Source organism: Amycolatopsis sp. NPDC059027, assembly GCF_042739735.1.
Classification (GTDB): domain Bacteria; phylum Actinomycetota; class Actinomycetes; order Mycobacteriales; family Pseudonocardiaceae; genus Amycolatopsis.
Map to the genome: position 1 here is coordinate 232,142 of NZ_JBHYIK010000001.1, position 2,367 is coordinate 234,508.

At 75.6% G+C, this 2,367-nt stretch carries 1 protein-coding gene; it reads right to left on the reverse strand.

The features are described 5' to 3' along the window. Window positions 1-129: 129 nt before the first annotated feature. A partial coding sequence (locus tag ACFWY9_RS01055; protein ID WP_378337843.1) for a glycohydrolase toxin TNT-related protein occupies window positions 130-2,367 on the reverse strand: 2,238 nt, incomplete at its 5' end.

Sequence of the window (2,367 nt, forward strand, 5' to 3'; positions counted from 1 at the left end):
CTCGCGGTTTGTGTTCGTGCGCCGCCGGGGGGGGGGGCCGGGCCCCCGCCCACAGTCTTTCATCAGACCCCACACCACCCCGACGGGGCCCCCGCGCCGGCCCCCCCCCCCCCGTTCGGCGAAGCCGGATCAGTCCACCGGGGGTTCGCCAGGGTCGAGTTCGATCAGGTCGCCCTCGGCCAGCAGTTCCTCGATCGACGCGGGCAGCAGGTACGCCGACCCGCCGCCGGGCTGGTTGAACCACGGGATCGCGACGCCGGCGAGCGTTTCGAGCGGACGCTGCACGCGGTAGACGTGGTACGGGCGGTTGACCCACTCGGGCACGAGCGAACGCTCCTCGAACGGCGTGCCCGCGGCGTAGGTCAGGTTCCCGCTCGGCCCGCCGAACCGGTCCAGCTCGCTGCCCGCGGGCAGCTCCCGCAACTCCTTGCCACGGAACAACGTCAGCGGCGGTTCCCCGGCCATCGGGGCGATCGGCCACTGCTGGTTCCCGCCGCCACCGCCGGAAGCGGCGGCACCCTGCGCGGCGGCCCGCACGGGCGCTTCGCGGCGCGGAGCGGGCGGTGGCGGAACCGGGACGACCGCTGTCGGCGCCGCGGCGGGCGGCTCGCGCCTCGGCGGTGCGGGCGGGGGCGGCGGAGTCACCTGTCCGCTCAGCGCGGGGGCAGGGGGTGCCTGCGGACGCCCGGGCGGCGCCGGCTCGTCGAGCGGGTCGTCCCCGAGCAGTTCCTCGGCCGTGGTGAACGCGGTCTGCTCCTGGGCGGGAATCGCCTCCCGCGGTGGAACGGGTTCCCGCACGGGCGCGGGCTCGCGTGGCGGGATCGGGTGCGAGCCGGTCGCGATCTCCGGCGACAGCGTCGCCAGCACCGGGGGCGGCGGGGCGTCCGCCGGGTCCGGCTGCGCGGGCTCCGGCTCGGCGGGCGGCGGCGGGGGTGGCGCGGCCACGTGACCGTTCGGGTTGAGCAGCACCTTGCCGAGCATGAACGCGGCGGCGTCCTCCGGGTCCCCGAAGACCGCCGGGTTGCTCAGCTCGCCGTCGTACCAGCCGACGCGCCAGCCCTCTTCGACCTGTTCGACACTCCAGCCGTGTTCGGCGGGCTCGCCCAGCCGATAGCCGTCGGCGGGCACGCCGAGCTCGTCCAGCTTCTCCCGCAGATCCGCCAGCGCGGGCACTGGATGACGCTCTTCGGGCTGGGCCCGGCGCGGCTCTTCGCGCAGTGCCCGGCGCGGCCCGGACTGCTGCTCGCGCTGCGGCGTCGCCAGGGGAGCGGGCGGCTGCTCCGGCTCGGCCACGGGCAGCGGGCCGGGCACCGGCGGCACACCGGCGATACCGGGCTCCGCGATCATGGTCGGCGGGCCGGGGTCGTAGGCCTCGGGCTCCTCATGGGCACCCACCGGCTCCGAGGGCACCTGCTGGACCGGGCCCGTGTCTCCGTCCTCGTGGGCCGCGGCGGGGGAGTACTCCTCGGTCTCGCCGAGATCGGGGTGGTGTCCCGGCTCGGGCGAGGAGCCGTTGCTCTGGGCGCTGTGCGCCGCGTGCGCGGCCGGTTCCTCCGGCTCGTGCTCGTGCTCGTCGGCGAACCGGTCGTCGAACTCCTCGTGCTGGTGGTACGCCTCGTCGTCGTAGTGCTCGGCGTAGTCCCCGGCCTGCTCGTCATGCGCGGAATCCGCGTAGTCGTGCTGTGGCTCGAACGTTTCCTCGAACGGCGGCTCGGCCTGTCCGGCCGCGGGCGGCTCGGCAGACGGGGCGTGCACGGCGAGCGGGCTTTCGACCACCGGAGCGGCCTGCGCGGCGGCGGGCGGCTCGACGGGTGGGGGGCCGTCCTGAGCAGGCGGCGCCGGAGGCGCAAACGCTTGCGGAGCCACCGGCGGGGGCGGCGGTGCGGCCTGCGGGGGCGGTCCGCCGGGGCGCTGCTGCGGCGGCTGGTTGCCCCGCGTGAGGTACGCGCCGGCGGCCTGCAGCGTCGCGTCGTCGACCGGCGGCAGCGCGAAACCGACGGACCGGATGTGCTCGATCAGGTCCGATTCGGGCGAGACGCCGTAGGTGCGCAGGTAGAAGTTGACCGCCGCGGGCCAGATCCACTGCCCGTCGCTGTGGAACGCGACCGGGACGGTGGCCTCCGGCGTCTGGGCGAGCCGGTCGATGTCGTAGCCGCGCTCGGTGACCACCAGCGGCGCGTGGTCGAGGTACTCCAGCAGCCGGTCCTGTTCCTCGACCTCGAGGTCGGGGCGGTTGATCACCGGACGGCCCGCCGGGCCGATCGTGTCGAAGATCCGGGCGATCCGGAAGTGCGGGCCGGGCAGTTCGGGACCGAGACCCGACATGCGGCGGATCAGCCAGTCCGGCACGTTCTCCTCGGTGCGCGG